This is a genomic window from Bordetella genomosp. 7 (assembly GCF_002261415.1).
Classification (GTDB): Bacteria; Pseudomonadota; Gammaproteobacteria; order Burkholderiales; family Burkholderiaceae_B; genus Bordetella_A.
Window position 1 is genome coordinate 138,533 of the sequence record NZ_NEVI01000017.1, and the last position, 24,966, is coordinate 163,498.

General features: G+C 61.8%; 32 protein-coding genes and 1 tRNA gene. 5 read left to right on the plus strand and 28 right to left on the minus strand.

Translation table 11 applies throughout. From position 1 onward, the window contains the following. Positions 1–81: 81 nt before the first annotated feature. Both CAL18_RS12265 and CAL18_RS12270 read right to left on the minus strand, forming a co-directional pair. The gene (locus tag CAL18_RS12265; RefSeq protein WP_026640129.1) at positions 82–729 is read right to left on the minus strand and encodes a site-2 protease family protein; all 648 of its coding nucleotides are present in this window, start codon (positions 727–729) and stop codon (positions 82–84) included. A gap of 72 nt (positions 730–801) precedes the next feature. After that, complete coding sequence (locus CAL18_RS12270; protein ID WP_026640128.1) at positions 802–1,425, minus strand: L-threonylcarbamoyladenylate synthase; 624 nt, start codon at positions 1,423–1,425, stop codon at positions 802–804. A gap of 42 nt (positions 1,426–1,467) precedes the next feature. On the opposite strand from CAL18_RS12270, the gene ypfJ reads away from it, so the two are divergent. The 3 genes from ypfJ (at position 1,468) to CAL18_RS12285 (ending at position 3,675) form a co-directional block, all read left to right on the plus strand. Continuing rightward, entirely contained in the window at positions 1,468–2,319 is an 852-nt protein-coding gene (gene ypfJ / locus CAL18_RS12275) for a KPN_02809 family neutral zinc metallopeptidase (RefSeq protein ID WP_170940340.1), read from the plus strand. Between the two features lie 70 nt (positions 2,320–2,389). After that, positions 2,390–2,917: a hypothetical protein gene (locus CAL18_RS12280; protein ID WP_094817941.1), complete on the plus strand. Its 528-nt coding sequence runs from the start codon at positions 2,390–2,392 to the stop codon at positions 2,915–2,917. Continuing rightward, a complete protein-coding gene (locus tag CAL18_RS12285) occupies positions 2,914–3,675 on the plus strand; it encodes a DUF1828 domain-containing protein (RefSeq protein ID WP_094817942.1) in 762 nt (253 codons plus the stop codon). The genes CAL18_RS12280 and CAL18_RS12285 overlap by 4 nt, the downstream gene beginning before the upstream one ends. A gap of 79 nt (positions 3,676–3,754) precedes the next feature. On the opposite strand, the gene CAL18_RS12290 is transcribed toward CAL18_RS12285, so the two are convergent. From CAL18_RS12290 to CAL18_RS19715, 13 genes are all read right to left on the minus strand, one after another. Then, the gene (locus tag CAL18_RS12290; RefSeq protein ID WP_094796920.1) at positions 3,755–4,024 is read right to left on the minus strand and encodes a hypothetical protein; all 270 of its coding nucleotides are present in this window, start codon (positions 4,022–4,024) and stop codon (positions 3,755–3,757) included. 105 nt (positions 4,025–4,129) lie between these two features. Beyond that, entirely contained in the window at positions 4,130–4,786 is a 657-nt protein-coding gene (locus tag CAL18_RS12295) for an N-acetyltransferase (RefSeq protein WP_094817943.1), read from the minus strand. Positions 4,787–5,119: 333 nt separating this feature from the next. Next, positions 5,120–5,440 (minus strand): hypothetical protein, encoded by a 321-nt coding sequence (locus tag CAL18_RS12300; RefSeq protein ID WP_249278402.1) that lies wholly within the window; start codon positions 5,438–5,440, stop codon positions 5,120–5,122. Between the two features lie 63 nt (positions 5,441–5,503). Further along, positions 5,504–5,821: a Dabb family protein gene (locus CAL18_RS12305; protein ID WP_094796922.1), complete on the minus strand. Its 318-nt coding sequence runs from the start codon at positions 5,819–5,821 to the stop codon at positions 5,504–5,506. Positions 5,822–5,844: 23 nt separating this feature from the next. Beyond that, entirely contained in the window at positions 5,845–6,624 is a 780-nt protein-coding gene (locus CAL18_RS12310; protein ID WP_094796923.1) for an SDR family NAD(P)-dependent oxidoreductase, read from the minus strand. Between the two features lie 26 nt (positions 6,625–6,650). Then, positions 6,651–7,433, minus strand: a complete 783-nt coding sequence (locus CAL18_RS12315) for an SDR family oxidoreductase (protein ID WP_094817944.1) — start codon at positions 7,431–7,433, stop codon at positions 6,651–6,653. Positions 7,434–7,470: 37 nt separating this feature from the next. Then, positions 7,471–8,751: a TRAP transporter large permease gene (locus tag CAL18_RS12320; RefSeq protein ID WP_094796925.1), complete on the minus strand. Its 1,281-nt coding sequence runs from the start codon at positions 8,749–8,751 to the stop codon at positions 7,471–7,473. Beyond that, on the minus strand, positions 8,751–9,263 hold the full coding sequence (locus tag CAL18_RS12325; RefSeq protein WP_094817945.1) for a TRAP transporter small permease: 513 nt from the start codon (positions 9,261–9,263) through the stop codon (positions 8,751–8,753). The genes CAL18_RS12320 and CAL18_RS12325 overlap by 1 nt, the downstream gene beginning before the upstream one ends. 68 nt (positions 9,264–9,331) lie before the next feature. Further along, entirely contained in the window at positions 9,332–10,366 is a 1,035-nt protein-coding gene (locus CAL18_RS12330) for a TRAP transporter substrate-binding protein (protein WP_094817946.1), read from the minus strand. A 37-nt stretch (positions 10,367–10,403) separates the two neighbouring features. Then, entirely contained in the window at positions 10,404–10,799 is a 396-nt protein-coding gene (locus CAL18_RS12335) for a cupin domain-containing protein (RefSeq protein WP_094796928.1), read from the minus strand. A gap of 45 nt (positions 10,800–10,844) precedes the next feature. Beyond that, the gene (locus CAL18_RS12340; protein WP_094796929.1) at positions 10,845–11,750 is read right to left on the minus strand and encodes a fumarylacetoacetate hydrolase family protein; all 906 of its coding nucleotides are present in this window, start codon (positions 11,748–11,750) and stop codon (positions 10,845–10,847) included. 45 nt (positions 11,751–11,795) lie between these two features. Next, a complete protein-coding gene (locus CAL18_RS12345; protein WP_094796930.1) occupies positions 11,796–12,467 on the minus strand; it encodes a GntR family transcriptional regulator in 672 nt (223 codons plus the stop codon). A gap of 596 nt (positions 12,468–13,063) precedes the next feature. Continuing rightward, positions 13,064–13,179, minus strand: a tRNA-Ser gene (locus CAL18_RS19715). Positions 13,180–13,224: 45 nt separating this feature from the next. On the opposite strand from CAL18_RS19715, the gene CAL18_RS12350 reads away from it, so the two are divergent. Both CAL18_RS12350 and CAL18_RS12355 read left to right on the plus strand, forming a co-directional pair. Continuing rightward, positions 13,225–13,887, plus strand: coding sequence for an SOS response-associated peptidase (locus CAL18_RS12350; protein ID WP_094817947.1), 663 nt, complete (start codon positions 13,225–13,227; stop codon positions 13,885–13,887). 58 nt (positions 13,888–13,945) lie between these two features. Further along, the gene (locus CAL18_RS12355) at positions 13,946–14,221 is read left to right on the plus strand and encodes a hypothetical protein (RefSeq protein ID WP_094817948.1); all 276 of its coding nucleotides are present in this window, start codon (positions 13,946–13,948) and stop codon (positions 14,219–14,221) included. Here CAL18_RS12355 and CAL18_RS12360 read toward each other — a convergent pair. The 13 genes from CAL18_RS12360 to CAL18_RS12410 all read right to left on the minus strand — a co-directional run bounded on the left by CAL18_RS12360 (position 14,196) and on the right by CAL18_RS12410 (position 24,953). Then, on the minus strand, positions 14,196–14,681 hold the full coding sequence (locus CAL18_RS12360; protein WP_094817949.1) for a hypothetical protein: 486 nt from the start codon (positions 14,679–14,681) through the stop codon (positions 14,196–14,198). The two genes, CAL18_RS12355 and CAL18_RS12360, sit on opposite strands and share 26 nt — an antisense overlap. Next, positions 14,678–15,148, minus strand: coding sequence for a hypothetical protein (locus CAL18_RS12365; RefSeq protein WP_141217762.1), 471 nt, complete (start codon positions 15,146–15,148; stop codon positions 14,678–14,680). The genes CAL18_RS12360 and CAL18_RS12365 overlap by 4 nt, the downstream gene beginning before the upstream one ends. After that, the gene (locus CAL18_RS12370) at positions 15,129–15,374 is read right to left on the minus strand and encodes a hypothetical protein (RefSeq protein WP_212589936.1); all 246 of its coding nucleotides are present in this window, start codon (positions 15,372–15,374) and stop codon (positions 15,129–15,131) included. The genes CAL18_RS12365 and CAL18_RS12370 overlap by 20 nt, the downstream gene beginning before the upstream one ends. 83 nt (positions 15,375–15,457) lie before the next feature. Next, the gene (locus tag CAL18_RS12375; protein ID WP_094817951.1) at positions 15,458–16,003 is read right to left on the minus strand and encodes a glycoside hydrolase family 19 protein; all 546 of its coding nucleotides are present in this window, start codon (positions 16,001–16,003) and stop codon (positions 15,458–15,460) included. 84 nt (positions 16,004–16,087) lie between these two features. Continuing rightward, positions 16,088–16,654, minus strand: a complete 567-nt coding sequence (locus CAL18_RS12380) for a hypothetical protein (RefSeq protein ID WP_094817952.1) — start codon at positions 16,652–16,654, stop codon at positions 16,088–16,090. Beyond that, positions 16,654–17,952 carry a hypothetical protein gene (locus tag CAL18_RS12385; protein WP_094817953.1) on the minus strand — a complete coding sequence of 433 codons (1,299 nt, stop codon included), beginning with the start codon at positions 17,950–17,952 and terminating at the stop codon, positions 16,654–16,656. Before CAL18_RS12385 ends, CAL18_RS12380 begins: the two co-directional genes overlap by 1 nt. A 58-nt stretch (positions 17,953–18,010) precedes the next feature. Next, entirely contained in the window at positions 18,011–18,187 is a 177-nt protein-coding gene (locus tag CAL18_RS19720) for a hypothetical protein (protein WP_170940341.1), read from the minus strand. A 442-nt stretch (positions 18,188–18,629) separates the two neighbouring features. Beyond that, positions 18,630–20,393: a hypothetical protein gene (locus tag CAL18_RS12390; protein ID WP_094817954.1), complete on the minus strand. Its 1,764-nt coding sequence runs from the start codon at positions 20,391–20,393 to the stop codon at positions 18,630–18,632. Further along, positions 20,390–21,202 (minus strand): discoidin domain-containing protein, encoded by an 813-nt coding sequence (locus tag CAL18_RS12395; RefSeq protein WP_094817955.1) that lies wholly within the window; start codon positions 21,200–21,202, stop codon positions 20,390–20,392. Before CAL18_RS12395 ends, CAL18_RS12390 begins: the two co-directional genes overlap by 4 nt. Further along, complete coding sequence (locus tag CAL18_RS12400; protein ID WP_094817956.1) at positions 21,199–23,991, minus strand: tape measure protein; 2,793 nt, start codon at positions 23,989–23,991, stop codon at positions 21,199–21,201. Before CAL18_RS12400 ends, CAL18_RS12395 begins: the two co-directional genes overlap by 4 nt. Next, positions 23,969–24,163 (minus strand): phage tail assembly chaperone, encoded by a 195-nt coding sequence (locus tag CAL18_RS20025; RefSeq protein WP_141217763.1) that lies wholly within the window; start codon positions 24,161–24,163, stop codon positions 23,969–23,971. The genes CAL18_RS12400 and CAL18_RS20025 overlap by 23 nt, the downstream gene beginning before the upstream one ends. A 20-nt stretch (positions 24,164–24,183) precedes the next feature. Next, complete coding sequence (locus tag CAL18_RS12405) at positions 24,184–24,534, minus strand: GTA-gp10 family protein (RefSeq protein ID WP_094817957.1); 351 nt, start codon at positions 24,532–24,534, stop codon at positions 24,184–24,186. After that, positions 24,534–24,953 (minus strand): phage tail tube protein, encoded by a 420-nt coding sequence (locus tag CAL18_RS12410; protein ID WP_094817958.1) that lies wholly within the window; start codon positions 24,951–24,953, stop codon positions 24,534–24,536. The genes CAL18_RS12405 and CAL18_RS12410 overlap by 1 nt, the downstream gene beginning before the upstream one ends. Between the last annotated feature and the right edge of the window lie 13 nt (positions 24,954–24,966).

The following is a 24,966-nucleotide window of genomic DNA, read 5'->3' on the forward strand; positions in this document are numbered from 1 at the left end:
AATGGGCTCCGGGCCCCGGAACGGGAGCTCCGGGCAGTGAACTGAGTCAGTCGAATCGCCGAGTTTAACGGATATTGGAATTTACAAGAACCAGGTGACGATAGCCGCCCCCAGTTGCAGGACGGGCTGCATCAGCACCCACAGCACATCGGTTACCAAAAGCAGCAACACAATGACCAGGCCGTAGGGCTCGATGCGCGAATATTGCCAGGCCATCCGGTTGGGCAACAGGCTGAACACGATGCGCCCGCCGTCCAGGGGCGGGATGGGCAGCAGGTTCAGGGCCATCAGCACCAGGTTGATATTGATGCCTGCGATGGCCATCTGGTACCAGTAGCCCTCCTGCACGCCGCCGGCCATATACAGGCGCATGGAAATCACCCACAGGATCGCCATGAACAGGTTCGCCGCAGGGCCGGCAAGCGCCACCCAGAGCATGTCTTTTTTGGGGCGGCGCAACCGGCCGAAATCCACTGGCACGGGCTTGGCCCAGCCGAACAGCAGCGCCGATCCGCCCATCAGCTTGGACATCAGCAGGATGCCCGCGGGCACCAGCAATGTGCCGACGGGATCAATGTGGCGCAGGGGGTTCAGGGTGATGCGACCGGCCTGCTCGGCGGTAGGATCGCCCAGCATGCGCGCCACATAGCCGTGCGCGGCCTCGTGCAGGGTGATGGCGAAAATGACGGGAATCGCGTAAACCGCGATGGTCTGGATGAGGTCGGACATGGCCAGCGGGATTGTACCTTCGCGCAATTGCGGCGAAAACCTGGGTCGCGCTGCGCGCGGCCGCGGCGGGGATCAGAGGCCGAGCGTCGCCGGGTCTCCGCGCCCCAGCCGCACCACGACAGGTTCCGGGCCGGTAAGGTCGACAACCGTGGTGGGCGACTGGGGGCAGGCGCCCGCATCCACCACCGCCGCCAGATCGTGGGAATAGCGCTGCAGGATGTCGTCGGCGTCGTTCAGCGCGTCTTCTTCGCCCTTGGGAATAAGCGTGGTAGACAGCAGCGGCGCCCCAACCTGCTCGAGCAGCGCCAGCGTGACGGGGTGCTGCGGCACCCGGATGCCGATTGTCTTGCGCGAGGGGTGCGACACGCGGCGCGGCACTTCGCGGGTGGCCTCAAGGATGAAGGTCCATGGCCCGGGCGTGGCGGCCTTCAGCAGCCGGTACTGGCGATTGTCCACCCGCGCGAAATGGCCGATTTCGGCGAGATCGCGGCAAAGCAGCGTCAAATGATGACGTTCGTCCAGGCCACGCAGCCGCCGCAGGGCGTCGGCCGCCGCCTTGTCATCAAGATGGGCCACCACGGCATAGCTGGAATCGGTGGGCACGGCCACCAGGCCGCCGTCGCTGAGCCAATGGGCCGCCTGCTTCAGCAAGCGCGCCTGCGGGTTATCTGGATGAATAGAGAAATGGATCGCCATGGGTTTATCCTAGCATTGTTGGCGCCACCAAGGAGAAACAACATGCGCATGGGCAATTCCCGGGAAAGCCGGAACATCGAAGACCGCCGTTCCGGCGGCCCGCGGCTGGGCGGCCGCGGTTCGATCGGGATAGGCACCATCGTGCTGGCCCTGGTGGCCATCTATTTCGGCGTGGACCCCGCGGTGGTGCTGCAAATGGCAGAAGGCCCCGCCCCCACGCACCAGCAGGCGCCGTCGCAGCCGCCCGCCAACGATCCCCAAACACGCTTCGTCGCCCAGGTGCTGGGCGAAACCGAAGACACCTGGGCCGCCATCTTCGAGCAGAACCTGAACCGCCCGTACCAGCCGCCTCGCCTGGTGCTGTTCCGGGGCGCCACGCCCACCGCGTGCGGCACCGGCCAGGCGGCCATGGGCCCGTTCTACTGCCCCGCCGACAGCAAGGTGTATATCGACCTGAGCTTTTTCGACGAGATGCAACGCCGCCTGAACGCGCCGGGCGATTTCGCGCAGGCCTACGTCATCGCCCATGAAGTGGGCCACCACGTGCAACACCTGCTGGGCATCGCCGGGCAGGTCGACCGCCTGCGCCAGCGCAATCCGGGCCAGGCCAATGCGCTGTCGGTGCGCATGGAACTGCAAGCCGACTGTTTCGCCGGCCTGTGGGCCCGCCGCGCAGACCAGGCGCGCAATATCCTCGAGCCTGGCGACATCGAAGAAGGCCTGGCCGCGGCCAGCGCCATCGGAGACGACACGCTGCAAAAGCAAAGCCAGGGGTACGTGGTGCCCGATGCCTTCACCCACGGCTCGTCGGCGCAACGCGTGCGCTGGTTCAAGCGCGGCCTGGACAGCGGCGACCTGCGGCAATGCGACACCTTCTCCACCGACACGCTTTGAAACCGCATGGGCGGCGGCAGGCCGCCGGGTTCTTGTAAGATTACGGCCCTTTGCGACGCCTGCGCTTTTTATGCAAGCCCCATTGATCAGCCCGTCCGAAGTCCGCGACATTCTGGCCGCGCCCAAGGAAACCGTAAAACCCGTCGCCTGGACGGCGCGCCCGGCGGCCGGCCAGGCGCAATGGATGGAATATGCCTCGGCGTGCCGCCTGCGCGGCGAAGCGCGCGACGACATCATTTTCCGTGCGGTGTACCGGCCGGCGGGCACGGCCGTGCACGGGCTGGCCGTCATCGCGCTGCCCGAAACCTGCTCGGCCAGCCTGTTCGTGGGCCCGCACCGTGTATTGGGCGTCGACACTACAGATGCCTTCCACACCAGCCTGGTCGGCGCCGGCCGCCCGCATCATGGCGTGGTGCTGCAAAGCCGCACTCATTTGCACACCTGGCATGACGATGGCGAAGGTTACGCAGAACCTGTAGAGCCGCCGCTGAACGACCTGGCGGCCGTCGTTTCTTACTTCCTGCAGCAGGCCAACCTGGCCCTGGCCGGCGGCTTCGCCCACCCGCTTAAGGGCCGACAGATCGAATTGTTGGTATGACTTCGTTTTTGCAAGCCGCCGGCTGGACCGTGCTGCCCGCCGGCGATCATGCGGTGCGCGCCATCACACCCGTCGCGTTGGGCCTGGACGGACAGCACGCGGCGTTTTATGTCGCAAAGCCGGACGACCAGACGTTCTACCTTACCGACGCCGGCGAGGCCGCCATGCACGCTGCCACCTACGGTATAGATATCACCGCCAAGCGGCTTGAACAGCTCAATTCAGCGCCCGGCCTGAGCATGGCCCGCTTTGACAAGACCGGCGCCATCATCGCCAGCGGCCCTGCTGCGCGCCTGCAGGAAGCCCTGTGGGAAGCCACGCGGCTTGTATCGATACTGAGCTTTCAATGCTCACAGTGGATGCCCAAGTTCAACCGCCTTCGCTTTCGCGCCGAGGTCGGCCGCACCCTGGCCGAAGCCGTGGGCGACCGGCTGGTGCAAGGCGCGCGGGCGCGCGCCAGCAGCGGGCACATGGCCGACTTCGCATACGCCGTGCGCAGCGCCGCCGGTTGCACGCTTACCTATATCGAGCCCATCGCACTCAAGACCGGCAAGAAGATGGACTGGACACAGGTCTACCAGACCAACGGCAAAATGGCCGACGTCAAGATGGCCGATGCCGCCAATGGCCGCCTGGTGATCCTGGAAGACGGCGCGTCGCCCGAGGAATTCAACAAGGCCGTGTCGATCCTGGAGCAGTCCGCCACAGTGCGACCGCTCGGAAAGGCGCGCAGCTGGGCCGAGATTTTCTCGGGTTAACGCAACACAACGCCTGTGCGATGCCCGCATCGCGTCGCGCAGCGCGACGGGCGCAGCCGACCATGCGGGGTCCGGCCTTTCAACTGACGACGCCGGTCAGCGCGTCGACAATGGCGCAGCCATGGCTGATCGCTTCGTGTACGGCTTCGCGGGGGCTGTACACAAAATTGCCCTCGGCGAAACCGGGCACCACATATTCGTCACCGTCTTCCTGGATGGCGTCGGCCTGTACGACAAATACGGATGCAGTAAAGACGGGGGAGCCGCTAGCGCTTGCCGTGCCGGGGGTGCCTCGCGTGACTTTGGCAGTCAGGCGGTACCCCTTGTAAACGAAATTATTCTGATGCACTGATGAGCCCTCTCTGGGGCCAGCATACCGCGCATTTCGTCACCGTCGTGATACATGTTGTAACGAGCGCGCGGTTATCCCGGCAAGTGGCCGTACGTTTGGCGCTTATCGCACCGGGCGCCGACCGCCCAGTGGCCCGTGTGAACGTATGCCGGCCGCGGCCATCAAGTCGGGCCACGTCCAGCCCCGCCCCAACAACACCATACGGGTATGCAGGTCCTGCAGCACGGAATCCGCAACGTCTTCCCCCAGATCGGTAAGTTCCTTGCGGGACAGATTCACGTAGCGGAATTCATATTGTCGGGCCAGCGACCGCCACAACCCGTGTGCGGCCTCCGACTGTCGCGCCCCGGTGATCAGGCACTGCCCGGCGTCGAGCGCCCAGCGGTACACCGCCGTGGCGAGCCCCTGCCGCTGATACGCGGGGTCGTACTTGGAATGGGGGGCCCTGAACAACGGATCGGCGCGCCTGCCGAGTTCGACCAGGCGGTTGAACACGGTATAGCCCGCCAGCCTGCCGCGCATCCGGTCTTCCAGGTAGACATAGAATTCCCCGTCCGCTTCGCGGTAGCGCAGCACCAGCCCGGGAATGTCGGTGCCGGACTGCCCCATGGCATGCAGGCGGTCACCCGGGCGGGTAATGCGGCTGTACAGGTTATCCAGTTCGTTATCCAGTTTCCACGAACCGGGGTCAACGTCGATGCGCAATTCCATGATGCGGGCAAGCCAGCCAGGAAATGCGCCCAGCGCCAACGTAGGCACGGCAATCTCCTTTAAGTCAGACAGGGTCGGTCAAGGGTCTTCGTAAATCGCCCCGGGGTTGAGTCGGGAGGCACAAAGAAAAGTCGTCACGCGCATGAGAAGTCTCCGGGCGTAAAAAATCGAGGGCGCGAAGGCGCCGCAAAAATGCCGACGGCCCCTCGATCGAGGAGCCGCCAATTTTGTATGTGGGGTGCAGGCACGCCGGTGCGCGCCGCAAAAATGGCAATGAGCCGGCGCGCGCGAGCGTCGGCTCATCCTATGGGCGGGGATCGTACCATAGAAAAACTTGTTTGTTTTCAACGGCCTGGATCGGGCTCCGGGCCGCAACGGGCGTCAACCCAGCCGCTTCACCACACGGGCGAGCCTGGCGACGCCTCCTGTGCCGCTCGCTGCCCGGCCGATCAGCGCCGTACCCACGGCGGTCAATACCGCGCGCCGCACGACCCCGCCGCCGCGGATACCCGCCAGCATCAGCAGGGCCCCCACGCCGAACACGATGAGATGTTCGCCCGGAAAGTCGGGACGGGTTTCATCGTAGCGCTTGAGCTGCGCCAGCACGGATCGGGGCCGATTCTTGTCCGGGCCAAGGTCATCGGCGTGCGCAGGCGGCAAACTGGCGCCCGCAGCGGGCTGGGAGGGAAAATCGTTCGGCATGGCGGGCCTCCGTCGGTGTTTGTCCGCCTGCAAGCAAGCCGCATGCCGCGCCTATCCGCAGGCTTATTTCGGAATCAACGGGCCTATATCCGGCAGCTGCCCGTCGTACACAACGATGCGCTTGATGAACGGAACCATGTGGTTCTTCATGGCCACGTGCGCGGCGCTGACCTGGTAGGCGTCGTGGCTGGCGGCATCGGAAAACAGCGAACTGGTCGCATGTGTATAGCCTTGCGACCGGTCGGCCACGTTCTCGCCGAAATGATAGAGCACCAGGCCGGCGCACTCCTGGCGCACTCGCTCTGCCAGCGCTTCGACCTTACCGAAAAAATTGGCGTCGACACGTTCGTCGAACTCCATCATCACCACGTGCAGGAACATTCCGCTTCTACCCTTGAATCAATTCACATGTGGGCGAGCAGGCCGCCGTCGATGGCCAGCACATGCCCATTTACAAAACGGCCGGCTTGCGATGCCAGATAGATAACCGCCGGCGCGATTTCATCGGCTTCGGCCCAGCGCCCAAGGGGCACCTGGGCGCGCAGAAACGTGTTGAACTCGTCACGTTCCTGCAAAGCAACTGTAAAGCCTGTACGCACGAAGCCGGGCGCCAGCGCATTGCAGGTTACGCCCTTGCCGCCGTACTCAACCGCCAGCGCCCGCGTAAACGCTGCCAATGCGCCCTTGGCAGTTGCGTAAGCCGCGATTCCGGGCATGCAAGCCATGGCCGCGACGGACGAGGTGATGATGATGCGGCCATAGCCATTGGCCACCATGCCGGGCAGTACGGCTCGCGCGCAGTTGAACGCGCCATTGACATGGACGTTGAGGATCGACTGCCACACTGAAGGGTCTTGCTCGACGACCGGCGCGCGGTTCTGGTTCCCGGCATTGCTGACCAGTACGTCGGGTGCCCAGCCGGCTTCGGACAGGCCGTCTGCGCCATCCTGCACAGCGCCCGGGTCGGATACGTCGAACACGACGCCGCGGGCATCGATGCCCTGGGACTGCAACGCGGCGACGGCTTCCTTGCAGGGTTCGGGCCGCACGTCGTTGACGATGATGCGAGCGCCGGCTCTGCCTGCCTGCGTTGCCATACAAAGGCCAAGCCCGGAAGCGCCGCCCGTAATAAGCACTGTCCGGCCTTCCAGGCCGAACGTAGAAGCCAAGAATTGCTGGTCCATGACCGTCTCCTTTGATTCTGGGCTATTCAACGCAAGGTCTGCACGCCTGCGCAGATATTCATGTTTTGCCCGGTGATACTGCGGCCGGGGCTCGACGCCAGGAAAAGCGCAGTGCTGGCGATGTCGGCCATAGGCACTGTCCGGTGCAAAGCCACGTGCTGCAATACTTCGGCGCGCATATCCGCGTCAGGGATCCCGCGCAACCTGGCCTTGGCCCCGACCACTTGGTTCACTCTTTCGCTTTCGACGATGCCCGGCAATATCGCGTTGACCGTGATGTCATGCTCGCCCAGTTCGATAGCAAGGCTTTGGGTCAGCCCGATGACCGCCCACTTCGACGCCGCATAGGGCGTGCGCATGGGATAGCCCAAGCGTCCCGCGACCGAACTGATATTGATAATGGTCGCTCGGCCGGACTGTCGCAAAGGCTCGACAGCACGGCGTACGCACAAAAACTGGCTGCGTACATTGACCGCCATGGTGCGATCCCATTCGGCCACGTCCAGGTCCTGCAGCGCAGACGTAGGCCCGGCGATGCCGGCATTGTTGACCAGCACATCCAGGCCACCGAGCTGCGCCAGCGCGTGCGCAAACCAGGCTTCTACATCCGCCTCCGAAGCCGCATCTGCGCGAAACAAGCCTGCGCCGGGCAACTCGGACCGGGCCGCTTCCAGAGCCTCGGAGGAGATATCGCAAACCTGGACGCTCGCGCCCTGCTGATGAAACGCGCGGGCGATCGCCAGGCCTATACCCGAGGCGCCGGCCGAGATCATGACGCGGCAGCCAGTCAGGTGGTCACTCAACTGCATGTTCAATGCTCCTGTGAGGTGAAAGAACCGGATGGCATCAGTCCATAATCCAGCGGTAAGGCGTCAGCACCAACTGTGGAAAAAGGATCAGCAGCAGCAAAGTCACACATTGCGCCAACAGGAATGGCCAGACGCCCTTGATGAGGTCCATCATGCGCGCGCCGGTCACTCCGGCCACTACGTTGAGTACAGCGCCAACCGGCGGAGTCACCAGGCCGATGGCGCAACTCAGCATGAAGACGACGCCGAAATACACTGGATCGATTCCGGCCGCCGTCACGGCTGGCATCAGTACAGGGACGAGAATCAGCACAATTGGAATCATGTCCATGGCCATGCCTATCACCAGAACCAGCCCCATGATTACCAGCATCAGCACGGTGGGGCTGTCATTGAAGGGGCTAACCAGCTGCATAACTTGCTGTGGCAGCCCTGCAATCGTGATCATCCAGCCCGAGACCAGAGCCCCTGCGACCAGGAACATCACCATGGCGGTCATTTTGGCCGACTGCAGAAACGCTGTGTAAAGCTGCTTGAGCGAAAGTTCGCGGTATACGCAGGTCGCCACAAAAATGGCGTAAACGGCAGCGACAACCCCCGCTTCCGTGGGCGTGAACACGCCAAACCGCAAGCCCACGATAATGATGACGGGCAACAACAGCGCCCAGAAGCTGCGCACAAGCGTGGTCAACACGATCTTCCGCTCGACCTTGGGCATCGGCTCCACTGCCTCTTTGCGCGACAACAGCCACCATGCCGCGCACAAGGATAGCCCCATCATGATCCCTGGAGCGATCCCGGCCATGAACAACCCCGTAATGCTGACATTGCCCGTGACGCCTATCAGCACGAGGCCGATAGAGGGAGGAATGACCAGAGCGATGATCCCGGACGAAGCCACCAGGCCGCCCGAACGGGCGCGGCTGTGCCCGGCCTTCATCATCATGGGCACCAGCAGCGCCGACAGAGCCGCAGCGTCAGCAGCTGCAGAGCCGGACAAGCTGGCCAATATGCACGCCGCCAGGATCGTCACATAGCCCAGGCCTCCCTTGATATGCCCTACCAGCGTCAATGCCAGGTCTACGATGCGAGCCGACAGGCCGCCCGCGTTCATGACGGAACCGGCCAGCATGAAGAACGGTACCGCCATCAGCGGAAAGCTGTCGGCGCCGTTCAGGAGGTTCTGCGCTACGATCTGCGCGTCATAGAAGTCCAGGTGGTACATCAACGCCACGCCCGTAAGAATAAGCGCGTACGCGACGGGCAGGCCGATGGCCAGCCCGACCAATAACACAGACACGAATATTGCCAGCGTCATTATTCAGCCCCCGCGTCATGAGCATTGATAAAGCGGTCGATCTGCGCAGCTGGCAGCGTAAGCAGTTGGTACAGCTGATAAATCAAGATCAGCCCGGTCGTGGCGGCAAACACCACGCCAACGCCGAAGAACCAGGCCTGCGACAAGCCGCTGGCGGGCGCGCTGGCGCCGACATTCAACATGGTCTGTTCGATGCTGCCCTGAAGAATCAACCAGGTTGCATACATCATTAATAAGTTAGAAACCACCAGGCAGGACCTGCGTGCCCGCGGCCCAAGCGCCTGCAGCACCACGTCCACGCCCAGGTGCGAGCGTTCATTCAACACCAGGATGGCGCCCAGGAAAGTGAGCCACACAAAGCACCACCGGGACAGTTCTTCAGAAACAGGAATCCCTGTGTTGAACATGAAGCGCATCACCACGTTTGAAAAAACCATTACCACCATGGCCGCCAGGCAGATGACGATAATGGCTTTCAGCAACGTGAAATAGGCGTGTACGATCTTTGACATCGCCGTCGTTCCTAGAAGGTTGCAGTGGCGGCCGCAGACGGGCCGCCACTTGCTTGTGGGGCGTCCTCTTACTGGCGAACTTGCTTGATCGACTCGATAACGCTGTCGACCAGGTCATTGCCAAGCTCGGCTCTATATTTTTCTGTGACCGCAGCGGTCGCCTGCACCATGCGCGATTTTTCGGCGGGGTCGACCTTGTTGATAGCCATCCCAGCGGCGTTAAGGTCAGTAACTACCTTCTGCTCCTGTTCGCGACTGACCTGGCGGAAATACACGACCGACTCGTCGCACGCCTGCTGGATCAACGACTGCTCATCTTTGCTCAGCCGATCCCAGAAGCGCTTGCTCGCCATGACCACCGCCGGCAGGAACACGTGGTTGGTTTCGGTCATGTACTTCTGGATTTCCTGATAGCCACTGCTCTTGGTCACCAGGAAGCTGCTCTCCTGCCCGTCGATCGCCTTGCTTTCCAGGGCGGGATAGGTTTCGGGGTACGGCAGAGGCAAGGGGTTTGCGCCCAGGGCCTTGAAGGTGTCGATATAGATGCGATTCTGCAGCACACGCAGCTTCAGGCCCTGGAAATCTTCGAGCTTGGCGATCGGATGCTTGCTGTTGGACACCTGGCGGAAGCCGAAATCCCAGTAGCACAGGCCCACGAGGTTCTTATCGGAAAACTTCTTCAGCAAGCTCTTGCCCACCGGACCATCCACGACCGCATCGGCTTCCTCGACCGACTGGAACATGAACGGCAGGTCGAAGATGCCCAACTCCTTCACGTTATTGGCCGCGCCTGCCGTGGATACCACTGTCAGCTCGATGATGCCCCCCTGGGCCGACGACATGGCCTGCAATTCGTTGCCCAGCTGCGCGTCCGGATAGCCGGTGACCTTGATCTTGCCGTTGGACTTCTGATCAACCAGTTCAATGAACTTGTCTGTCGCCATGCCAACCGGATTGGTCTTGCTGACCGGGTGCGCGAATTTGACGCGGCGCTCCTGGATCTCCGCCGCGCCGGCCGGCGCAGTCAACCCGGCAACAATAGTCGCGGCCAGAACACCTGGAAGCAAACCGTACTGGAACTTTTTCAACCGCTGGAATCTCATGTGTGTCTCCCGTGTTGTGCTGAGAAAATGTAGTTTGTTACTTAAGCTCTTTGCCGGCCAGATCGCCTTCCAAGAACTTGTTCGGCTTCAAGAAAAACGAAAGCACCAGGGCCCCGTTCGGCGAACGGGCAATGTGGCGGTTGCCCTTGGGACGCCACACATAATTGCCCTCGCGGACTTCGCCTTCGTCATCCACAATGCTGCCGCTGAGCACGTACGTCTGTTCAATTTCGACATGCTCGTGCAACGGCAGCGACGTTCCCGGCGCCCAGCGGAACAGTGCGGTCAGCAGGCCCGTTTCAGGCACGTCCAGCAGAATCTTCATATCGATGCCCGGTGTCGGGGTTGGCTTCCAGGGCAACTCGTCTACATTCACGTAGCGCGACGCAAGCTCGCCGCTGGCGTAGGGTTTCAAGGCATCAGGCATAGTCATGGTGAGTCTCCTCCAAGCGGGGCGCGGCCGGACCGCAGCCCAGAATCAATCGACAATATGATTGGTCAATGTGCCAATGTGCTCGACAGTGGCCGATACAACGTCACCTACTTGCAGGCACCGCGGCGGATTCAACGCAAACCCGACGCCCTTGGGCGTGCCGGTTGCAATGACGTCGCCAGGCTGCAACGTAAGCCCCGCCGACAACTGTTCAATAACAGCGGCCACATCGAAGATCATGTCGCGGGTGTTATCCTGCTGTCGCAGCTCGCCATTGACGGTCAGCGATATCGCAAGATTATTGGCATCGGCAATCGCCGAGCGATGCACCACGACGGGGCCCATCGGGCATGTCGTGTCCAGACTCTTGCCCTTGAACCACTGCCCGTGGCGCGCCTGGAGGTTGCGGGCGGTAATATCGTTGACGATGGTGTACCCAAACACGTGCTCCAACGCCTGTTCACGGGGGATATTGACGCCTGCCCGTCCTATCACGATGGCCAGCTCAACCTCATAGTCCAGGCTGTCGGTCAGGTGCGCGTGGCGCTGCACCGCCGCGCCATGCCCCACCACCGTCGTAGGGGCCTTCGTGAAGAACTCGATCGCTTCAGGGAAAGCATTCGCTGGCCGGCCGCGCGCCAGGTTGCCTTCGATGATGTGTTCGCGGTAATTGCGCCCGACGCAGAAGACATTCCGCTTCATTTCTACAGGCGGCAGCACATGCAAGGTATCCAGCGCCGGCAACGCGGCGACATCGACACCTTTCAGCAGGACGGGGTCGCTTGCCAGCCGAATGCCTTCGTCCCCCAAGGCGATAAGGTCGCTTACCGTGCACGTCGGGCCTGCCACGCCGTGGTCGGCCAGCGCGCGGGTCAAATCCAGGACGCGGTTCTCACCGCACAGCATGCCGAGCCGAGGCTGGCCTTGCTCAGAAAACGTCAGAAACTTCATATCGGGCTCAAGTGGACAGGGAAGCAAAGTCGTGATTGCGCAGGCTCATGCGGTGCTGCCGGATCGCAGCGCCTTGATGAATGCGTCGTATAGCGTGCGCACGTGCTGCCGGGCCAGCTTCTCGGCCAGTTCGGCGTCACGCCGCTCGATCGCATCGATGATTGCCAAGTGCTCCCGCAAAGATGTGCCGAACCTATGCAATCGCTTGATCGTCTGGCGGCGGTAAGTGGTTTGCCGGTGACCGAAAGCAGCCCATACACGTTCCAGCAAGCGGTTGTTCGCCAGCGCAATGATTTCTTTGTGAAACGCCACGTTCGCCTGGCCGTAGGGAATCGGCGCGAAAGCGTCCTCGTCCAGCCCGATAAACGGGGCAAACAGCGCGCGCAAGCGCTCCACGTCCCGTTGCGAGGCATTGAGCGCGGCTTCGCGAGTGGCAAACCCCTCAAGCTGCTCTCGCAACTGCAACCATTCGATGTATTCCTCGTCGGTGACGGGACTAAGCAATGCTCCCCGGCCCGGACGCAGTCTTACCAGCCCCGTGCTTTCCAGGCGGATCAGCGCTTCGCGCACGGGCGTGCGGCTTACGCCCAATTGATTCGCCAAATCCTCTTCGCGGACCCGGACCGGCTCGGTAATGTCCGCCACCATGTCCCGCAGAAGGGCGCTGACGTCGTCGTACACGGACTGCGCCGAGGTCTTTTTCTGTATTCCAGACATGTTTTTGTATACAAAACTTGATCTAGTACGCAATTTATATGCGTCGTGCACAACTTGATATTGGGGTATACGCGTATATGTCCGGCCCTCCCGGTGCCGCCATGCAGTCCAACTGCTGCAACAATCTGGCCGCGCAGCCATCGCGTCGGCGTAGGTGCGGTCACAAAAGAAAAACGCCGCTCAGAAGCGGCGTGATCATTTGTCTTTAAACAGCTAAAGGCGTACTGGCGGGAGACCCATCAGCCCCGACGCGTGCACCCATGCACGCTGAAACGCCCGTGCGACGAGCTAGCGCTCAGTCCGTGCGGTGCTTGCGAAAGCGAGATTTCGCAGACCTGCGCCAATATCTTGCGGTAATGCGCGGAAGTGGAGTTGCGAATGCGTCAAGCCAGCCGGGCAGGCTCGCGACACGCCGCGGCCTGGTCGAAAGGTAACCGGGGGCGGGGAGCAGATCGGGATGGTGCCGAGGTATGTGCGTCTGGCGCCAACTATTTGGCGGCGCACGCCGAGACGGTCAATTTTTGGCCAATCTCGAACAGCAAGAAAAAACGCCGCGGGTGAGCGCGGCGTAAATTCTTGATTTGCAAGCAGTTTAGTGGGGTGGCTGATGGGACTCGAACCCACGACAACCGGAATCACAATCCGGGCAGCTTTCTAGGATTTATGCGGTTCTCCGCCGAATTTCTTCTAATATCGAGACGAATTGAGCCACGCAAATATGCGGCTCTGCGCCAAGATATTAGAAAGGAATTCGCCTATGTGTTCCCACTACCAGGGCATCAAAAAGCGCGAGCAGCTGGAGAAATACTTTCGCAGTCGGGGCATTCCACTGCCGCCGAACTGGGACATGTGGCCGCGCCGCCTTGGGGAGTTCGTCAGAAGACCGCCTGAGTGGGATTCAGGGGATGAGGCCGTCCCGGAGCGGGAGGTTGAGATTGGGCGATGGGGGCTAATTTCTGCCATGACCCGTGCCGATGGCCTGGCAAAGGCGGAGAAGTTGTCGACGTTCAATGCCCGGTCGGAAACCGCGCACAAGTCCTTCACCTTCGGCAACGCCTGGCGCAAGGGCCAGCGGTGCATCGTGCCCGCCGAGGCTGTCTACGAACCCGACTGGCGCTCGGGCAAGGCCGTGGCCACCAGGTTCACCAGGGCCGACGGCGCTCCGCTAGGCATCGCAGGCCTGTGGGATCAGTACAAGGACGTCGACGGCAACTGGCGGCTCAGCTACACCATGCTGACGATCAACGCCGACCACCACCCGCTGTTTCGTGAGTACCACCGGCCCGACGACGAGAAGCGCATGGTCGTGATCCTGCCGGATGGCGCCTACGATGACTGGCTGACGGGCGCCGGCGACACGCGGGACCTCCTGCAGCCCTTCCCTGCCGACGCTCTGATGGCCACACCGGAGCCGAAATAGGGGACGCTATTGGCCGGGCTGGCTTGGATATACTGTACAACCATACAGTATTTGCGCCATGCCTCCCAAACTCCCCGACCCCCTCGATGCGAACCGCCTGCGCGAAATCTGGAAGGCGTCAGCGAAGGATTCGACCGAGCGCGAATTGCTGCTCGAAATCGCCCGCCTCCATCGCGTGCTGGTGGACGCCCGTATCCTGACCGACGCCATAGAAAAGTCCTGGCGGGAGACGGTCGGGGGCAAGCTGGTCGCCATCCATCGGATGCGCGTGTTGCTGGACGAAGAGCCGGGGGTCGTGGACTGGCGGGCTAAGGTGCGCGTCGTATCGCCCTGACGTAGCCTTGCAGGCCGTTCACCTTGTCAGCCAGCCTTCCAGCTTCTGCGCCCATTCGCTCATATTCCGCGACACACTGGCCGAATATTCCGATCCAGTCTTCTCCGGGCTCATCAGATCCGCCGCTGGCTCGGGTAGTTTCGGGGCGACGGCGTAGCTGGTCGAGCAGCCCGTCAATGCGCTTGCGCTGGTCAGCAACAAGACGATCAGCAGCCTGGCGGGCCAGGACGGCCCCACGGTATTCAGCATCTGCACGGTCTTTCTCCGATTGCAAACCGCGTTCGATGGCGGCGTTAAGTGCTTGGGCCTCGGCTTGGGCGGCGGCATAGCCCGCGTCATACCCCGACGACCAGCGCCAGTGCCACGCCCCGACCATGGCGGCGATCAGGGCGGCACCCGCCGCCGCTGCCGCCGCGTAAGCCTTCCAGCCCGACAAAGCGCCAAAAATTTTGCCGATCATGGGCCGTCCAGCCATTGAGGAGCATCTTTAGGCGGCTGTGGCTCAAGCGCCGCGCCCAGGTCATCGGCTGCCGCCTTGGCGGTTGTCGCCGCAGCCTTCGCGGTGGTGGCCGCAGTGCGCGCAGTTCGACCCGCCGACCCGGCCTTAATCGCCGCTTCGTTCGCCGTATCCGCAGCCGCTTTGGCCGCTTCTGCAGCACCGCTTGCCGTCTCCGCAATCGCTGGCAAGCGTTGCTCGATGATCAGCAGCAACTGCCGGTTTATGTCCATCAGACGCTGTTGCTCTGCCTGATGGTCTCGGGCACTCTGGGCGATTTGTACGTCGGCGCGAGATAGGCCCGCTATATGCCCTGCGGCAAAGGAGCCGCCCAGCATCAGAGCCAGAAGCGTCCAGCCCTCAACCAGCGCCACCGCCCGCGGGTAATCAGCCCGCAGTCGGCAAATGCGCTCACGAAGTCGGATTGGCATTGAGTCTCTCCAGTTGGGCTTGCATCTGCCGAACCTGAGCGGTCAGCAGCGCAACCTGAGTTTTCAGATCGCCAACTTCTCGGATGGCATCGTTGCGCTCTCTGGCGAACATGTCGGCACGCGCATTAGCTGCCGCGAGTTGTTCGGTGAGCATCTGGATGACCTCGACGCGCGCTTCATCCGCCGCCCGGTTTACGGCATCGCTCGACAACCAGCGGCGCAACATGAGTCCGCCTCCCACCACGGCCGCCGCGACAGCTCCTATCCACCCGCCGACACCTCCCCCCGACAGTTCCTCAGGTAGCTGCATTACTCCCCCAGCGCTTTCCATGCCGCCTTGAATCGGCGTTGTCTGTCTTCCCACCCGTTGGGCAGTCCGTTTGCGTTCTTGCCGTTGACCCGAATCGACAGGCGTAAAAAATCGCCCGTGTCGGCGATCTCGTTACAGCCATTGTTGAACCACCACCACCCGCTGCCCCTGGCGGCATCGACCGGTCTTTCCAGCCACTCGGGATTGTTGATGTAATCGACGCCCAGGCCATCGGACAGCGCCTGGTAGTTCGCCCGTCCGGTGACCTGGATAAGCCCCCTGCCCCGGTATCTGAATCCGTCGCCAGGCTCGGTATTGCCCAGATCCCGACGCCCTTCATATCGAGACTGCGCAGGCGTTGGGCCCCAGATCTCGCGCGTGTGCACAAAACCGGCTGACTCGTGCCCCAGGGTGGCGATGAACATGGCCGCCCGCATCGGCGACACGATGGCGAACTCCATCATTGCCCGCTCTACGGGGTCGTACCACTTGGCCGCGCGCGGCGGCGAAAGCATCGCGGCGGCTGCGAAGTCTCGTTGGTTCATGAATGTCCAGACGTAAAAAAGCCGCCTACTGGCGGCCGTGAGCCGGGGAGAATGGCGCTTAGCCGTTCAACTCTCAGGCTTGGTTCATACCGGTGAAGTCCAGACTACGGCCGCCACCGCCGCCTCATCCACCGCCGCCATGACCTGATCTTCCAGCCCCTGCCGGTGGCCGAAGATCAACGCGGAAATCTGCGTGAAAGCTTCGACCTTGGTTTGCACGCGCGTCATAAACTCGTCCAAGTCCAGTCCCCGCGCGGCTGCCGCCGTCGCACACCACGGCACCAGGGATGCAACCCGGTCGGCCTCATCCTCAGCAAACCAAGTGGCGGCTTCTGCTTGCTGTGTGGGCCATGTGTCAACCTCGGTCGGCGGGTACGTGTGCTTGCCAGACAGCACGGCTATTTCGCTTTCGGCGGCCTCGTTGATTTCCGCCAGTTTGGCTGCCTTGATCTGTTCAAGGGTTGGCGGCTCTACCGGCTCCGGCTCTGGATCAGGGGCCACCGGCGGGTCAACGATGGCAAAGCCGCCCTCAATGGTTACGTGCTTGCCGGCAACCAGCGCGGCAATAGCCTGCTGGTACTGTTGTTCCGTAATCTCCACCCCGCCGGGCAGTTCATCGCGGCTCACCGCGTTTTCGCTTGCGTAAGGCATTACAGAACCCTCATGTAATAGGTTGCCTGGATGTTCTTGCCTCGGGTTTCGTTGGCCGTGCGGGCACCGGGACTGTCGCCGGAGTTGAACAGGATCACGCTAGTAAAGTTGCTGCCGCTGCTGGTGGTCCCGGCAGGCATCCAGGTTTCCGTTTGCTTCGTGACTGTAAACGCCCCTGTTCCCGCGCCGTTGAGAAAACGAGAACCGTTGGCGCCGTGCCCGGTATCCAGCGTTCCCGTAATGTTCTGAAAGGCGTCGTCCTGCACCGTCCCGGACACCCCAGCCCTCAGCGCCCGGGTCTCAGTGTTGATGAGGCGAACCGTTGCGCCATTTACGGGGCTTCCCGCTAGGCTGATCGTCGCGGTTGCGCTTACGAGCGGCGCAGTGCCGGACACCGACTCACCGGTCAATACCCCGCTGTTGTATGCGTCACCAGCGGTCAGCTTGATAAACCGAAAGTCAGGATTGTCCGTTGGTGGTATCGGGCACCCGGGGATGTGATCCCAAATCGGGAACGGTTCGCAAATTGCCTTCGCGAGCCATTGGTTAGAGCCAACCGGGACGTACTGAGCCGTATCGTCATCCCACTCCATCGGCCCAATGCCAACCGCATATATCGGGCCAACGTCCGAAGTGGGGATGCTCTGGTAGACAGGCAACCCGGCGTTGGTCTGCGCCTGCTCCGCGTAGTGCTTGGCGGAGAACTCGCCGCCAGCGACAGGGCCATCGGTCTTGGTTGCCCAGGCCTCGGCCAGCGCTGCGCTGTCAGAGGCGTCCGATGCCGCTCCGGTCGCAGTCGACGCAGAGGACGAAGCCGAGCTGGCCGCAGCAGTCGCGGTATTGCGGGCGTCGATGACCGCCTGCACGTCCTCATCGGTCAGAGGCTGCGGGTCGGAATAAACCCAAGCGCCATCCACCAGGTCGTAAAAGCCGCGAAGCTCTTCATCCGGGTCAGCGTAGACCTGAGCAAGAGTGCCCTCCGGCTGGGGTAGCGCCGCGGCCATATCGGCGTAGGTCTCGTACCTTTGGACGGCGCCGTACAGTTGCCCGACCAGGACATCGCGCCAGTCGATAGCGGGCTCCAGAGACTGAATCCGGTACAGGCCGTCGGTGGCATAGAAATAGGCGTACCCGTTCTCATCCGCCACGACCGTGCCGCTGGGGTACGGATCTGTACCGTCCCTGTCACGGTAAACCGGAGCGAGCGCTTGGTTGGACTCACGACGAATGTACAGCACCGCTCCAGGCACGATGTCTCCGTGCTGGTCAACGATCGTGGATTGCCAACGAATCAGCATTGATTCACCCAATAAGAAAAGCCCGCCGAAGCGGGCTGTACGCAAAAAGAAACCCGCGCTAGGCGGGTTCGTAGGGCTCGATGTTTCCGGCTGCGAGGATCTGATCGTAGAGCTGACGCCCGTATTCCTCCGGGTCATCCGGGGAAGCCGTAAAGGGAATCCAGCCGAACTCCGGATGGTATAGCTCAATATCAATCGAGCCCACCGCGTTGTACCTCGGCGATCGATATTTCATTATGCAATCCTCTGAAAAAGTGAGACGCCGCTAGACCCAGCGCCACCCCCAACGTATCCCATCAGTCGCCATGTCCCCGGGGGGGAGCCGGACGAACGCCCAGTGCCGGCATCCGAGTACCTCCACCCACTGCCCGACACAGTAGTTCCCGGCGAGCTTTCCACGGCTGACCCCGCCGCGCCAAGCAACGCATAGCTCCCAATTCCTCCAAGACCAATGCTGACCGTTCGGCTAGCGACCCAGGCCACCTCAGAGGAGGTCGCGGCCAGCTTTGATGAGGTCACTGCGGCGTTTTCAATCGCTGCTGTTTGAATCCTCGGCGCCCCCGCAGCGCCCTCAGCTATTGCTACCGGGTTGTCCCGCAATGCAATGCCGTCTACGGAGCGTATGGGTTTCCCAGGCTCCAGTACCGCGTCTGAAATATCAGTCCAGTTCGCCATATCTACGTCCAGTTATATCCAGGGCTACCATCGACTTGCCCATCGTTATCAGCCCACCATGCGCCCGTGGCGCGTTCTACTTCGGTTGCGTCCGCGAAGTCCGGAGCGTCGTCATCCATCCACAAGCCAATCCGGAAGCTGATCGAGTACTCGTAAACCTCAAGCCTGTACTCGACCGAGTGGCCAGGCACAGTTTCCTCTGCGCTCAGTATCTGATACCGCGTCTCCAAAGGCGCGCCGGTTTCGTCTACGACGCCGCGATGCAACATATCCACCACATCGCCAGTCCACATCGCCCTGTCCTTGGCGTCCACACTGATCGTGGCGTACCGAGGATTGTTCCGGTAGCGGCTCAGAAGTCGAGCCGTCACGTTTACCGCCTGAGCATCGCTTTGCAGCCATCGCGAATAAATCTTCCGGATGCGCTGCTCACCGTATTGCTGGCTGCCCTCGGCCTCTAGATCCGCCCGGATGCGCACCTTCCGGTAATTCGCTTCCTTATCCAGATTCTCGGTCGGGTCGCGCTGCCCCCAGAACACCCACACCTGCGATACTCGGGCCTTCGGGTCCTGGGACAACTCCGCGCTGTCTGCAATGATGTTCGCGTAGTCGTTGATCTTGGGCACCGCCTGGAAGATCGGCGGCTTGATCGCCTGCAGCTTGACCTTCTGCGCCCGCTCATCCCACCAGATGAAAAACAGACACTGCTCGGTGATCTCAGAAAGCAGGTCGGTGACCCCGGTCGGTTCGGTAATCAAACCGGTGAGTTCGAACTGCTGGAGCCACAGGGAAGTTTCTTCCTGCCATTCGGGAAAGTCGATCCACGCCGCGGGAACCTCGCCGTACTGCGTGAGCCATTCATAGGCCAGGTCATCGACCCGCTTGTTGGTGTAGCGCAAGCAGATCTGCACCCGGTCCCCGGCTTCGTGGCTGTCCCGCGCACTGCCGTCGGTGGCCCGCGTGATGCCGGTCAGGCGGATCTCGGTCTCGCTGATGGTCGACACGCCCGTGTAGCGCATCAACTCGTCGTTGACCCGCACTGTCCCCGGCGCTGGGTACTCGGATGCCAAAGCCCGAGTCACCCGCAGGAACGAAATCGAATCGTCCTCGCCGTACCCGACCAGGAGTTCCCCCGCACTTGGCCGCGGCGCCTGCGCCTTGTCGTTGTCCGCCAGCTTCAATACGTCCTTGGCGGTGATCTGTACCTTGCCTCGCGAATCCGGGCCGTCGATCTTATCGATCAGGTACGTCCGGGTCACCATGTCCTCTAGTGCCTGGCCAGCGTAGCCCTCCCGCACGCGCAATACCCGATTGTTGTAGTACGGATTGCGGGCCAGCCATTTGGACCAGAACGTGCCCCGCTCCGTCGGGTTGTAGTCGCGCTCCGAAACATAGGGGTCGACAACGTTGTCCGAGTGGGGATGATCCTTGAACGACACGCGAATCGAGGCGCGCTTGCCCAGCGGGCCGCTGTTCTTGTTGCCGCCACCCGGGTTAATCTCGGTCGGCGCCGTCGAAACAGACTGTACGCTCGGGATGCAGTACACATCCGGCAGGCGCTCCCCAGGTTTGCAGAAGTGCAACACCAGCGGCTGCGGCGAGTAGTTCTCCGGATCCTGGCAGGTCGCCAGCGTGTTGAAGCACTTGCGCTGCCCCGTCACCCCTATGGCCGCTGCACAAGGCGCCACGCCATACCGGTGCTGGCAGAAATCCTGCTCGACCTCGACGACCGTCTGGAGCTCGCGCCCTACGGTTTCCTCGTTCATGCTATGGCCTCGACCGAGAAACCGACCGACATCAGGTCGCGCACGCCCTGATTCCGCGGGCGAATGTCGTCATTGCACCAGGCGTACAGCACCTCGGATGGGTACTTCAGCGGGTACCATGCGATGAAGAACGGATACTTACGGGCCGACTCCACGAACGGATCGAACCACTGGCGATACCAGCCAGCGGTCAGGTTGTCCCACTCGTAAGAAGTGGCATACCCTTCGCGGATGATCGATCGCCCCAGGAACTGCCCGCCGTCGCTCTTGTTCGGCATGATCTCAGTCTGGCGCGCCAGGTTCCCGGGAGTGTGCCCCCCGTACAACCCTCGCTGCATTTCCAGCACCCGACCGATATAGACAACGCCAACGGAGGCCACCGCCTCAGTCACAGACAAGCGCCAGTAGCGCGCCGTGATAGGTTCGAACAGCAGCATGATTGTCAGGTCATCAGCGGCCTCTACCGTCTCCACGGTCGTCCAGTCTGTGCCGTTGACGCTGTACTCCAGAGCGAAAGTCGCGCCAGCCGTCCCGAGGTTGTGACTGGCAATGCCCAGGTAGTCAACCTCGACCGCCTCCCCAGCGTCATATGCCACCCACGCCGGGACAGCCGCGGGCCTCCACCGTTCATACGTCATCGGGTTGGCCGTGGCGGACGCCGGGAAGGCCGGCGCTTCGCTGCTGGCAGTCACGACGGCATTTCGGGTCAAGGTTTGATACCCAATCCGCGCATGGTTCAGCGGATAGCCGCGCCCGTCGGCATGATCGCCCTGCTCCACCAGGCTCGGGCTGACAACGATTACGCTCATGCGACCCTCAAACGGGCGCCATCGCCCACAGCTTCGTTAATGGCCCCAATCAAGTCGCGCACCGCCTTGCCAGAATAAAGGCCGTCGCCAATGTTTATCGTGACGGCAGGCCCTTGTTCTTGCTGCGGCGCTGCCTGCGCAGGCCCGCTTGCAATCGCGTCGGTCGGCTTGGAGTACGACCCTCCTTTCACGCCCCCACCGCCGCCGAACTGAGTGCTGGCAATAGAAGCGATCTGGGCCGCTGTCGCAGCCGCCGCCGTAGCGGCGAATGCCGCACCCATCCCCGGGCCGCCTAGCTTTGTGCCCCATTTGTAGGCATCAGATATAGACTCTCCCGCCGCCAGCGTGGCTTGAGCAATCGCCGCCACCTTGCCGATCTGGAAAAGTTCCTTGTTCCCGCTGTTCATCAACGAGATAAGGTTGTTCCACATCTTGCTGCTTTGCGACTCGCGCTCTCGCGCTTCCTCCCGGGAAACCTTAGACCGCGCAGCAGCGCCCCTTTGCTCGATCTCAGCGAGCTTGTTGGCGTGATCTTCAGCCAACTCCAACTCACGCTGACGACGTTCTTCCTCGGTCATCTGCTGCTCTTCGTAGGCCTCGGACAACAGCGCCAGCCGGTCTTGGTAAGCCGTTAATTCAATCTCTGTGAGCGCTTGTTGATGTGCGATGACCGCCTCTTGTTGCGCGGCATAGAAGTCCTGAAATCCAATAAGCCCATCTTCATAGCGCTGCTGATTGCGCGCGAGTTCGGCCTGTAGATCGGCATCCGCGACGGCAGCCATGTTTTCGGAGTGCTTGCCGGCCAGTTGCTCTTGAAGCCCGTAGTACTTGGACTGGTCAACGAGGCCAGCCTGGAAGATCTCGGCCAGCTTAGCTTGTCGCTCTGCGGCCTCCCGAACTTCAATTTCCTTAGCCGAGGCCGTGTACCGCTCAAGATCCTCAAGCGACTTGTTCAACCGGTCCCGCTCTTGTTCCTGCTCCCTTGCTAGCCGCTTGGCGTCACGCTCACCATCGCCCCGCTTGCGAGACGCTTCGAGCCTCTTCTCGGCAACGTCAAGCGCGTCGATCTGAGTTCGTAGCAGGCGCTTTTCCTCCTCATCAAGCTTGGCAAGTTCACCATGCTCCAAGTCGTAACGCAGCGCAGCGGCTTGACCAGACTTACCCATCAAAGCGATCTGGCGCTTGATAGCAGCTTCCTGCTTGATAAAAGCCTCGGAGAAAGCAACGGCAGTAGTAACCGCAGTCGCTCCAGCGGCGGACGCGCGGAAGGCATCATCAAGGCGGTGGAACGCCTCAGCCGTGCGGTCGGCGGCTTGCTCTGCGTCGGCCAGTTTGGCGCGCGCCTCGACGAGCGTCTTGTTTACATTATCCAGCCCCGCTTGATCTACGCCTTGGCCAAGCTTTGACGTGAGGTAGCCGTAATCCTTTTCTAGCGCCCGGACTTCCACAGCAGCTTGCTCCGCTGCCGCGCGCGCCCGCTCCAGCGCTTCCTCGGCCTGCTGGCGGCGCAATTCTAGCTGAGCGCGGTTCAACGACTCCATGGAGTCCGTCAGCGAATCAACGTCCACAGACGCAGACTTTGCCGACCCTGACACCGCGTACATTGCGCCCGCCGCTAACCCCAGAGAAACCACCAGTCCTACCGGCCCGCCCATAATTCCGAGCAGCGAGCGGCCTACTGTTATCTGGGCTGCTTGAGCCGCCGTCAGGCGCTTCTCTGCTGCCTCAAGCCCGATCTTCGCAGCCGTAAGTTTTCGGGTCGATACGTCCGCAGCATTGGTCGCGGTGATCTGCGCCATCGTGGCGCGAGCCTGCGCGAGCTGCGCCTGCGCAAGCTTAAGCTCTTCAGCCGTGGCTACTCTTTTCGCCTGGTAGGACGCTATTGTGGCAACAGTAGAAGCACTGAGGCGCCCGATATAAGTGGCAAGCGCCGCAGCCGCGGCACCGCCCGCAACCTTCGCGATGCCTTCAACATGATCCGCCAGAATATCGAGGGCGTCTACCAAGATCCCTGTCGCGCCGGTTGCCTCGTTCTGAATCCCGATATAGTTCTGGAAGTTATTGGATATCCGCTGCAGCGCATCACGCACGGTGGTAGGCATTTCCTCCACCTTGCGCATGTTCTCATCCAAGCTCCCCAGCAGCGCCTGGTTTAGATCTGACAGGGCCAGCTTGCCCTCGATGCCCAGCTTGCGGATCTCGACGGCCGACCGCCCGGTCGACTCGGCGATAGTCTCGACAACGCTCGGGATTGCGGCGAGAATCGTCTGCCAGGATTCGGCATCCACGCGCCCAGTCTGGATAGCCTTCGAGTACGCGTTGATAGCCGACCGGCCACGCTCGGCGCTTGCGGCGTTCGTCACGAGCAGAGCCGAGAAACTGTCCGTCAGATCAATCGATTGCTCAAGCGAAAACCCCAAACTGCGGATCGCCTGAGAAGTCTGGATGAACAGCTCTTGCGACTCTTGCAGAGAGCGATACGTACTGTTTGCCGATTGAACCAGCCGCGCCTGGACGAGGTTGTATTCCTCTTGGCTGGTCGTCGCCTGCTTGATGCGGCTCGAAACTTGCCCCCAGTTATCGGCTATATCAATGATCTTGACCGCCGAGAAGGCAGCGGCGAAGCGCGCGCCGAGCGAAGCAATACTGCGGGTGGCCATTTGCGCCTGACGATCAAAATCGTTAATGCGCGCAGTGGCCTCACGCAGGCCGCGATTCAGGCCAGTAGTGTCCGCCCCGACCCGGACGAACACACCGCCGATCTGGCTACCCGTTGCGCTTGTTGCCATTCTTCATCATCCGGTTTAGGCGTTCTACATCCTCTTGACTCAGGGATCCGGCGTAATCCGTATCCTTGTCCCTGGGTCGCTTCACTTCGTATATGCGCCACCATTCGGCGGGAGTCATGTCCCACACATCGCGCGGGGACATCCCCCAATGGCACACGGCCATGTCATACAAGACGCCCCAATCAACGTCCTTTACTTCGCCTTCGCTGCTCGCTGCTTGGGGCCGCCTTCCTTTCCCTTTGCTGGGTTCTCCGGGAACGCAGCAATAACAATGGCGTGCGCCATGCTCGTCACCGCTCCCTGGTCGCCGTGGATGAGCTCGACGTAAACATCATCTTCCGTCACCGAAGCCCCCGCAGCTTGCAGAAAGACCGCGATCGCGCTGGCGATGTGCGTGAGCTTAGGCGCGCCCGTACCCAGGCTGTGTGCCAGGGCGGATAGTGAAACCTTCTGCTCGACCCTGTTAAGCAGGGCGAGCGTGGGTTTGATGCGGTACTCGACGCCCTTCCAACCGATCGTGACTTCTTGGAATACGGCAGCCATTACGCGGAAGCCTCCGGCGTGAACACCCAGGCGCCGGAAGATTGGACCGTCGCCGAGAAGGTCACAGCGTCCTGATACTCGGCGCCGATCTCGAAGTTGCCCAGGAAGAAGTCACCAGTGATAGTGCCCAAGCCCGGGATGACAAGCGCGTACTGTTCGAGGAAATTGTTGGATGCGGGGTCAAGGGCAATAGACGCCCAGTCATCCTGCCGGACAATCCCCTCGACCGACATATCGATAGAGCGAGTGGCGGGCGTATTCAGCAGCGTGCGGAACGCGCCATCGCAGTCCTGCGTAATGTCGATGGGTTCGCCAGCGATGGTAATGGTTTTGGTACGCGCGCAGATTCGAGGGCCAGAATCATCGGTCCCCACGTAAAAGGCGACGTCGCGACCAGCAATAGCATTCAAGTCAGCCATGGTGCAAAACTCC

Coding starts and splice junctions, on each gene's coding strand:
- CAL18_RS12285 (WP_094817942.1), top strand. CDS start 2,914: ATGACTTCGTTTTTGCAAGCCGCCGGCTGGACCGTGCTGCCCGCCGGC.
- CAL18_RS12330 (WP_094817946.1), bottom strand. CDS start 10,366: ATGAGATTCCAGCGGTTGAAAAAGTTCCAGTACGGTTTGCTTCCAGGT.
- CAL18_RS12375 (WP_094817951.1), bottom strand. CDS start 16,003: ATGAACCAACGAGACTTCGCAGCCGCCGCGATGCTTTCGCCGCCGCGC.
- CAL18_RS12390 (WP_094817954.1), bottom strand. CDS start 20,393: ATGAACGAGGAAACCGTAGGGCGCGAGCTCCAGACGGTCGTCGAGGTC.
- CAL18_RS19720 (WP_170940341.1), bottom strand. CDS start 18,187: ATGAAATATCGATCGCCGAGGTACAACGCGGTGGGCTCGATTGATATT.
- CAL18_RS12395 (WP_094817955.1), bottom strand. CDS start 21,202: ATGAGCGTAATCGTTGTCAGCCCGAGCCTGGTGGAGCAGGGCGATCAT.
- CAL18_RS12300 (WP_249278402.1), bottom strand. CDS start 5,440: ATGCCGAACGATTTTCCCTCCCAGCCCGCTGCGGGCGCCAGTTTGCCG.
- CAL18_RS12360 (WP_094817949.1), bottom strand. CDS start 14,681: ATGATCGGCAAAATTTTTGGCGCTTTGTCGGGCTGGAAGGCTTACGCG.
- CAL18_RS12315 (WP_094817944.1), bottom strand. CDS start 7,433: ATGCAGTTGAGTGACCACCTGACTGGCTGCCGCGTCATGATCTCGGCC.
- CAL18_RS12265 (WP_026640129.1), bottom strand. CDS start 729: ATGTCCGACCTCATCCAGACCATCGCGGTTTACGCGATTCCCGTCATT.
- CAL18_RS12340 (WP_094796929.1), bottom strand. CDS start 11,750: ATGAAGTTTCTGACGTTTTCTGAGCAAGGCCAGCCTCGGCTCGGCATG.
- CAL18_RS12305 (WP_094796922.1), bottom strand. CDS start 5,821: ATGTTCCTGCACGTGGTGATGATGGAGTTCGACGAACGTGTCGACGCC.
- CAL18_RS12320 (WP_094796925.1), bottom strand. CDS start 8,751: ATGACGCTGGCAATATTCGTGTCTGTGTTATTGGTCGGGCTGGCCATC.
- CAL18_RS12345 (WP_094796930.1), bottom strand. CDS start 12,467: ATGTCTGGAATACAGAAAAAGACCTCGGCGCAGTCCGTGTACGACGAC.
- CAL18_RS12280 (WP_094817941.1), top strand. CDS start 2,390: ATGCAAGCCCCATTGATCAGCCCGTCCGAAGTCCGCGACATTCTGGCC.
- CAL18_RS12325 (WP_094817945.1), bottom strand. CDS start 9,263: ATGTCAAAGATCGTACACGCCTATTTCACGTTGCTGAAAGCCATTATC.
- CAL18_RS12365 (WP_141217762.1), bottom strand. CDS start 15,148: ATGCCAATCCGACTTCGTGAGCGCATTTGCCGACTGCGGGCTGATTAC.
- CAL18_RS12310 (WP_094796923.1), bottom strand. CDS start 6,624: ATGGACCAGCAATTCTTGGCTTCTACGTTCGGCCTGGAAGGCCGGACA.
- CAL18_RS12370 (WP_212589936.1), bottom strand. CDS start 15,374: ATGTTGCGCCGCTGGTTGTCGAGCGATGCCGTAAACCGGGCGGCGGAT.
- CAL18_RS12405 (WP_094817957.1), bottom strand. CDS start 24,534: ATGGCTGCCGTATTCCAAGAAGTCACGATCGGTTGGAAGGGCGTCGAG.
- CAL18_RS12385 (WP_094817953.1), bottom strand. CDS start 17,952: ATGCTGATTCGTTGGCAATCCACGATCGTTGACCAGCACGGAGACATC.
- CAL18_RS12350 (WP_094817947.1), top strand. CDS start 13,225: ATGTGTTCCCACTACCAGGGCATCAAAAAGCGCGAGCAGCTGGAGAAA.
- ypfJ (WP_170940340.1), top strand. CDS start 1,468: ATGCGCATGGGCAATTCCCGGGAAAGCCGGAACATCGAAGACCGCCGT.
- CAL18_RS12410 (WP_094817958.1), bottom strand. CDS start 24,953: ATGGCTGACTTGAATGCTATTGCTGGTCGCGACGTCGCCTTTTACGTG.
- CAL18_RS12380 (WP_094817952.1), bottom strand. CDS start 16,654: ATGCCTTACGCAAGCGAAAACGCGGTGAGCCGCGATGAACTGCCCGGC.
- CAL18_RS12355 (WP_094817948.1), top strand. CDS start 13,946: ATGCCTCCCAAACTCCCCGACCCCCTCGATGCGAACCGCCTGCGCGAA.
- CAL18_RS12335 (WP_094796928.1), bottom strand. CDS start 10,799: ATGACTATGCCTGATGCCTTGAAACCCTACGCCAGCGGCGAGCTTGCG.
- CAL18_RS12270 (WP_026640128.1), bottom strand. CDS start 1,425: ATGGCGATCCATTTCTCTATTCATCCAGATAACCCGCAGGCGCGCTTG.
- CAL18_RS12400 (WP_094817956.1), bottom strand. CDS start 23,991: ATGGCAACAAGCGCAACGGGTAGCCAGATCGGCGGTGTGTTCGTCCGG.